The sequence below is a fragment of the Streptomyces solincola genome (assembly GCF_002982015.1).
Taxonomy (GTDB): Bacteria; Actinomycetota; Actinomycetes; order Streptomycetales; family Streptomycetaceae; genus Streptomyces; species Streptomyces solincola.
The window spans coordinates 1-5878 of record NZ_PVLV01000504.1 but is presented as its reverse complement, the minus strand read 5'-3'; the positions used below and the strand labels follow the sequence as shown (position 1 = coordinate 5878).

Genomic DNA, 5878 nt, shown 5'->3' with positions numbered 1-5878 from the left:
CCACCGCCGCCACCTGATCGGGTGCGCCGGACGGGCGGGCCGGGTGGGGCGGGGTCGAGACTGCGGGCATGACTGCCTTTCGGCTGCGCGCCCGTCGTGTGCTGGTGTCCGTGACCGCCGGGGTGTGCGCGGCCGTGCTGGCGGGCGGCTGCGGTCTGGTCGGCGGACCGTCCGGGCCGCGGGCGCCGGGACCGGCCGAGGGGGTGGCGACGGCCCGGGCGGCGGCCCCGGCCGCGCCGCGCCGGGCGGCCCAGTTGGAGGATGACTACCGGACCGTCATCCGCGAGGTGCTGCCGTCGGTGGTGCAGATCGACGCCGAGAAGGGGCTGGGCTCCGGGGTCGTCTACGACGCCAAGGGCCATATCGTCACCAACGCGCACGTGGTGGGCGACGAGAAGTCGTTCCGGGTCACGGTGGCGACCGGCGGCGCGCCGCTGGCGGCCCGGCTGGTCTTCAGCTACCCGGAGCAGGACCTGGCGGTGATCAGGCTGGACCGGCCGCCGGCGGGGTTGAAGCCGGCCCGGTTCGGCGAGTCCTCGCAGGTGGAGGTCGGGCAGATCGTGCTGGCCATGGGCTCGCCGCTGGGGCTGGCGGGGAGCGTCACCCAGGGCATCGTGTCGGCGACCGGGCGCACGGTCAGCGAGAGCGCGGCGGGCGGCGGGACGGGGGCCACCATCGGGAACATGGTGCAGACCTCGGCCGCGATCAACCCGGGCAACAGCGGGGGCGCGCTGGTGAGCCTGGGCGGCGAGATCGTCGGCATCCCGACGCTGGCGGCGGCCGACCCGGCGGTGGGCAGCGCCGCGCCCGGCATCGGCTTCGCCATCCCGGTGTCGATGGTGAAGAACATCGCCGGGCAGATCGTGCGGACCGGGCGGGTCACCGACTCGGGCCGGGCGGCGCTGAACATCACCGGCCGCACGGTGCTGGACGGGGAGTACCAGCCGGCCGGGGTGGCCGTCGTCGAGGCGGCCCCGGGCGGGGCGGCGGCCGACGCGGGCCTGCGGGCCGGCGACGTCATCACGAAGGTGGGCTCCGCGCCGATCACCACCATGACCTCGCTGCTGGAGGCGCTGGCCGCCGAGCAGCCGGGCGACCGGGTGGCCGTCGCCTACACCCGCGGCGGGCGCACGGCGACGGCCCAGGTGACCCTCGGGGAGATGTGAGGCCACCCGTCGGCGGGGGCTACTCCTCGCCGGCGGGGTGCAGGCTCATCCCGTAGATCTCGGTGCCGTCCTCGAAGAGGGTGACCTTGTCGGCGCCGCCCTCAGCGAGGGGCTTGTAGAACTCGCCGATCCACGACTCCGCGTCGCCCTGGGTGGTGAACTCCTCGGGCTCGACCGCCGGCTGGACCTCCGCCCCGTCGGACCCCTCGAACCGCCACGTCCATGCCATGTGGACCTCCCGTCGATCGGTTTCCTGCCCGCAGCGTAGCCGGGCGCGCACCCGCCGCGGGGACGCGGGAGGATCAGCCTGTGGATGTGACGCTGCTCGGCACCGGAGCCCCCGAAGGACTGCCCCGCCCCGACTGTCTCTGCGCCGCCTGCGCGGCCGCGCGGGGCCCGGCGGCCCGTGCCGCGACGGCGCTGCTGGTGGACGGGGCGCTGCTGCTGGACCTGACACCGGGCACGGTGACGGCCGCGGCCCGGGCGGGGCGGAGCCTCCAGGGCGTGCGGCAGGTGCTGCTGACCCATCCGCACGACGGCCCGCCCGCGGCGGCCCCGCCCGGTCTGCCCGCCGCGGGCCGGGTGCCGGACGGCCGGGAGCTGACCCTGATCAGCGGGCACCGGGTGCGGGCGGTGCCGATGGACGCGCCCGGCACCGGCTACGAGGTGGCGTCCCCGGAGGGCGCGAAGCTGCTGTACCTGCCGCCGGGCGGGGCGCCCGCCGGGCCGGCCGCGCCGACCCGCCCGTACGGGATGGTGCTGCTGGACGTCACCGGCCGCCCGGACGCGCTGGCCCGGCTCCGGGACACCGGCGGCGTCGGCCCGGAGACGGACGTCGTCGCCGTCCATCTGGACCATGACGTGCCGCCGGGCGCGGAGCTGGCGCGGCGGCTCGCGGCGGCCGGGGCGCGGGCGGTGCCGGACGGGGCCACGCTGTCGGTCGGCGCGCCGCCCGGCCCGCCGCCGGCCCCGCGGCGCACCCTGGTCACCGGCGGGGCCCGGTCGGGCAAGTCGCTGGAGGCGGAGCGCCGGCTGGAGTCGTATCCGGGGGTGGTGTACGCGGCGACCGGCGGCGCCCGGTCCGGGGACCCCGAGTGGGCGCTGCGGGTCGGCGCGCACCGGGAGCGGCGGCCGTCGTCCTGGCGCACCGAGGAGACCTGTGAGCTGGCGCCGCTGCTGGCCGCGGACGGGCCGCCGCTGCTGGTGGACTGCCTGTCGCTGTGGCTGACCGACGCCATGGACCGGGTGGGCGCCTGGGACGACGAGGTGTGGGAGAAGACCGGCCGGCGGCAGCTGCGGGAGCGGGTGGAGGAGCTGGTGGCGGCGGTGCGGGCGACCCGGCGCACGGTGGTGGCGGTGACCAACGAGACCGGCTCGGGGGTGGTGCCGGCGACCGCGTCCGGGCGGCGGTTCCGGGACGAGCTGGGGCGGCTGAACGCGGCGTTCGCCGCGGAGTGCGAGCAGGTGGTGCTGGTGGTCGCGGGGCAGGCGCTGGTGCTGCGCGGCTGACCGCCGGGCGGGCCCTTCCCCCACGGCGGTGCGCGCGGCCGTACGGGCCGGTGCGCCGCCCGCCCGCCGCGGGCCCCGAGCCGTCCGACCGGTGGTCATCCGGGACCGGTACTGTGCGACGAATGAGCAGGCTGAATCTCGACGACTTCTCCGATCTGATCGAGCGCCCGGACGGGGCGGTGCGGCGTGACGCCGAGGAACGCCGGGAGCGCCTCGCGGTGCCGCCGGGGGCGCTGGGCCGCCTCGACGAGCTGGGCGAGTGGCTGACCGCCGCTCAGGGCGCGGTGCCGGTGCGGCCGGTGGAGCGGCCGCGGGTGGTGCTGTTCGCCGGGGACCACGGGGTGGCCTCGCTGGACGTCTCGGGCCGGCCGGCCGGCGGGGCGTACGCACTGGTGCGCGGCGTCCTGGACGGGGCGAGCCCGCTGGCGGTGCTGGCCCGCCGGATGGACGTGCCGGTGCGGGTGGTGGACGCGGGCCTGGACTGCGACCCGGGGCTGCTGCCGGACGACGTGGTGCGCCGCCGGGTGCGGCGCGGCAGCGGCCGGATCGACGTCGAGGACGCCCTGACGCCGGAGCAGGCCGAGGAGGCGGTACGCCTGGGGATGGCCGTCGCCGACGAGGAGGCCGACTCGGGCACCGACCTGGCGGTGCTGGGCGATCTGAGCGTGGGCGGCACCACCGCGGCCGCGGTGCTGGTGGCCGCGCTGTGCGGGACGGACGCCTCGGTGGTCACCGGCCGCGGCGGGGCCGGCATCGACGACCTGGCCTGGATGCGCAAGTGCGCGGCGGTCCGCGACGCGCTGCGCCGGGCCCGGCCGGTGCTGGGCGACCAGCTCGAACTGCTGGCGGCGGCCGGCGGGGCGGACCTGGCGGCGGTGACCGGCTTCCTGTTGCAGAGCGCGGTGCGCCGGATGCCGGTGATCCTGGACGGCGTGGTGTCGGCGGCCTGCGCCCTGGTGGCGCAGCGGGCCGCGTTCCGCGCCCCGGACTGGTGGCTGGCGGGCCAGTTGACCGGGGAGCCGGCGCAGCAGAAGGCGCTGGACCGGATGGCGCTGGAGCCGCTGCTGGACCAGGAGGTGACGGTCGGCGAGGGCGTCGGGGCGCTGCTGGCGCTGCCGCTGGTGCGGGCGGCGGCCGCGTTCGCCGCCGAGCTGCCGGAGCGCGCGCCGGAGCCGGACCTCTCCCAGGGAGCGGAGCCGGAGCTTTCGCGGGAGCCGGAGCTTTCGCGGGAGCCGGAGCCTTCGCGGGGAGGAGAGCCGGGGGCGGCGGACGGCGTCTGAGCGTCCGCTCCGCTGAGGCCGGCTCGGCCGGGTTCCGGTTTACCCCATATCATCCGGTTGTATGGGAGAGGCCCGGCCGATCACCGCAGCGCCCGGCAGCACCGCGCTGTCCCGGCGGTGCGCCCGGGGCGCCGTGTGGTACCTGCGGGCCGTCGCGTTCCTGAACCTGCTGGGCGCGGTCTGGGTGTCCTTCGGGCAGGACATCCGGCGGCACGCCACCGACGAGTTCTTCACCCCCTATCTGCTGGCGGCCGGCTTCTTCTCCGGGGCGTTCGCCGTCTTCCTCGCCATCACCATGCGGCGGCGCAAACGGGCCGCCTGGCTGCTGAACCTGGTCCTCGCCGGGCTGCTGCTGGTGCTGTACGCGCTGCTGATGGCCGCGCCCGGCTACCGGGGGCACGCCCAGAACTGGGTGTCGCTGGCGCTGACCGCCGCCTTCGCCGCCGCGCTGCTGGCCGGGCGGCGGGAGTTCTACGCCAGGGGCGACCGCTCCAACGTGAGGCTGGCGGCGGTGGTGGCGGTCGGCGGGCTGGTGGTCCTCTCGCTGGCCGCGACGCTGCTGGTGGCCGCCACCGACACCTCGCGGGGCGGCGGCTTCGGGGCGCGCTGGCGCTACGCGGCCACCCACCTCGTCACCCTCGCCCCGGACGCCACCCGGACGGCCGCGGTCAGCGCCCCGGCCTGGGTGGGCGTGGTCGTCAACGTGCTGTCCGCGCTGCTGCTCATCGCGGTGCTGTACGCGGCGTTCCGCTCCCGGCGGGCGCTGGACCCGCTGACCGCCAAGGACGAGGAGAAGCTGCGGGCCCTGCTGGCCAGGCACGGCGAACGCGACTCGCTGGGCTACTTCGCGCTGCGGCGGGACAAGAGCGTGCTGTGGTCGGCGTCCGGCAAGGCGGCGGTCGCCTACCGGGTGGTGGGCGGGGTGTGCCTGGCCTCCGGCGACCCGGTGGGCGACCCCGAGGCGTGGCCGGGGGCGATCGAGCCGTGGCTGCTCCAGGCCCGCGAGCACGGCTGGGTCCCGGCGGTGATGGGGGCGAGCGAGGAGGCCGGCACGGTGTGGGCCCGGCACGGGCTGGACGCGCTGGAGCTGGGCGACGAGGCGATCGTGGAGGTCGCCGGCTTCACCCTGGAGGGGCGGGCCATGCGCACCGTCCGCCAGGCGTACCACCGGGTCGCGCGGGCCGGGTACCGGGTGACCGTACGGCGTCACGCGGACGTGCCGGCCGGAGAGCTGGCCGAGGCGGTGAGGTTGGCCGACGAGTGGCGGGACGGGGCCGCCGAGCGCGGCTTCTCGATGGCACTGGGGCGGCTCGGCGACCCGGCCGACGGGCGGTGCGTGCTGCTGGAGTGCGCGGACGCCGAGGGCCGGCCGCGCGCCCTGCTGTCGTTCGTGCCCTGGGGGCCGCACGGGCTGTCGCTGGACCTGATGCGGCGGGCCCCGGACGCCGACAACGGGCTGACCGAGTTCATGGTGATCGACCTGCTGAAGCGGGCCGGGGAGATGGGGATCACGCAGGTCTCGCTGAACTTCGCGATGTTCCGGTCGGTCTTCGAACGTGGCGCGAGGCTGGGCGCGGGCCCCGTGCTCCGTCTGTGGCGGTCCTTCCTCACCTTCTTCTCCCGGTGGTGGCAGATCGAGTCGCTGTACCGCGCCAACGCCAAGTACCGACCGGTCTGGGAGCCGCGTTTCATGCTGTTCGAGAAGAGTGCCGACCTGCCGCGCATCGGGCTGGCCGCCGCCCGGGCCGAGGGGTTCCTGGCGCTGCCCGGGCGGCTGCCGGCGCGGGCCCGGCTGCGGCTGGGCGGTCGCCGGTGAACCCGAGACGCCCGGGTCGCCCGGCCGGAGGGCCGCGCGGCGTGGCGCGCCGGGAGTGGGGGCCGCTGTACGGGGCGGTCCGGTCGGGGCTGCGGGAGCGGGGGTGG

The 5878-nt window shown here is 77.1% G+C and carries 5 protein-coding genes; 4 read left to right on the top strand and 1 reads right to left on the bottom strand.

The window, feature by feature from the left end; genetic code table 11:
* Positions 1–68: 68 nt before the first annotated feature.
* Positions 69–1166 (top strand): S1C family serine protease, encoded by a 1098-nt coding sequence (locus C6N75_RS25800; RefSeq protein ID WP_105871283.1) that lies wholly within the window; start codon positions 69–71, stop codon positions 1164–1166.
* Between the two features lie 19 nt (positions 1167–1185).
* Here C6N75_RS25800 and C6N75_RS25795 read toward each other — a convergent pair whose 3' ends face one another.
* Complete coding sequence (locus C6N75_RS25795; protein ID WP_105871282.1) at positions 1186–1395, bottom strand: hypothetical protein; 210 nt, start codon at positions 1393–1395, stop codon at positions 1186–1188.
* 80 nt (positions 1396–1475) lie between these two features.
* Between C6N75_RS25795 and C6N75_RS25790 the strand changes: the two genes are divergently transcribed.
* From C6N75_RS25790 to C6N75_RS25780, 3 genes are all read left to right on the top strand, one after another.
* Complete coding sequence (locus tag C6N75_RS25790) at positions 1476–2675, top strand: bifunctional adenosylcobinamide kinase/adenosylcobinamide-phosphate guanylyltransferase (protein WP_181160615.1); 1200 nt, start codon at positions 1476–1478, stop codon at positions 2673–2675.
* 131 nt (positions 2676–2806) lie between these two features.
* Positions 2807–3955: a nicotinate-nucleotide--dimethylbenzimidazole phosphoribosyltransferase gene (cobT, locus tag C6N75_RS25785; protein ID WP_181160616.1), complete on the top strand. Its 1149-nt coding sequence runs from the start codon at positions 2807–2809 to the stop codon at positions 3953–3955.
* 61 nt (positions 3956–4016) lie between these two features.
* A complete protein-coding gene (locus C6N75_RS25780) occupies positions 4017–5771 on the top strand; it encodes a phosphatidylglycerol lysyltransferase domain-containing protein (protein ID WP_105871279.1) in 1755 nt (584 codons plus the stop codon).
* Positions 5772–5878 lie beyond the last annotated feature (107 nt).

What these genes read in the sequence shown, in the direction of transcription:
- C6N75_RS25795 (WP_105871282.1), bottom strand. Translation starts at nt 1,395, where the DNA reads ATGGCATGGACGTGGCGGTTCGAGGGGTCCGACGGGGCGGAGGTCCAG.
- C6N75_RS25800 (WP_105871283.1), top strand. Translation starts at nt 69, where the DNA reads ATGACTGCCTTTCGGCTGCGCGCCCGTCGTGTGCTGGTGTCCGTGACC.
- C6N75_RS25780 (WP_105871279.1), top strand. Translation starts at nt 4,017, where the DNA reads ATGGGAGAGGCCCGGCCGATCACCGCAGCGCCCGGCAGCACCGCGCTG.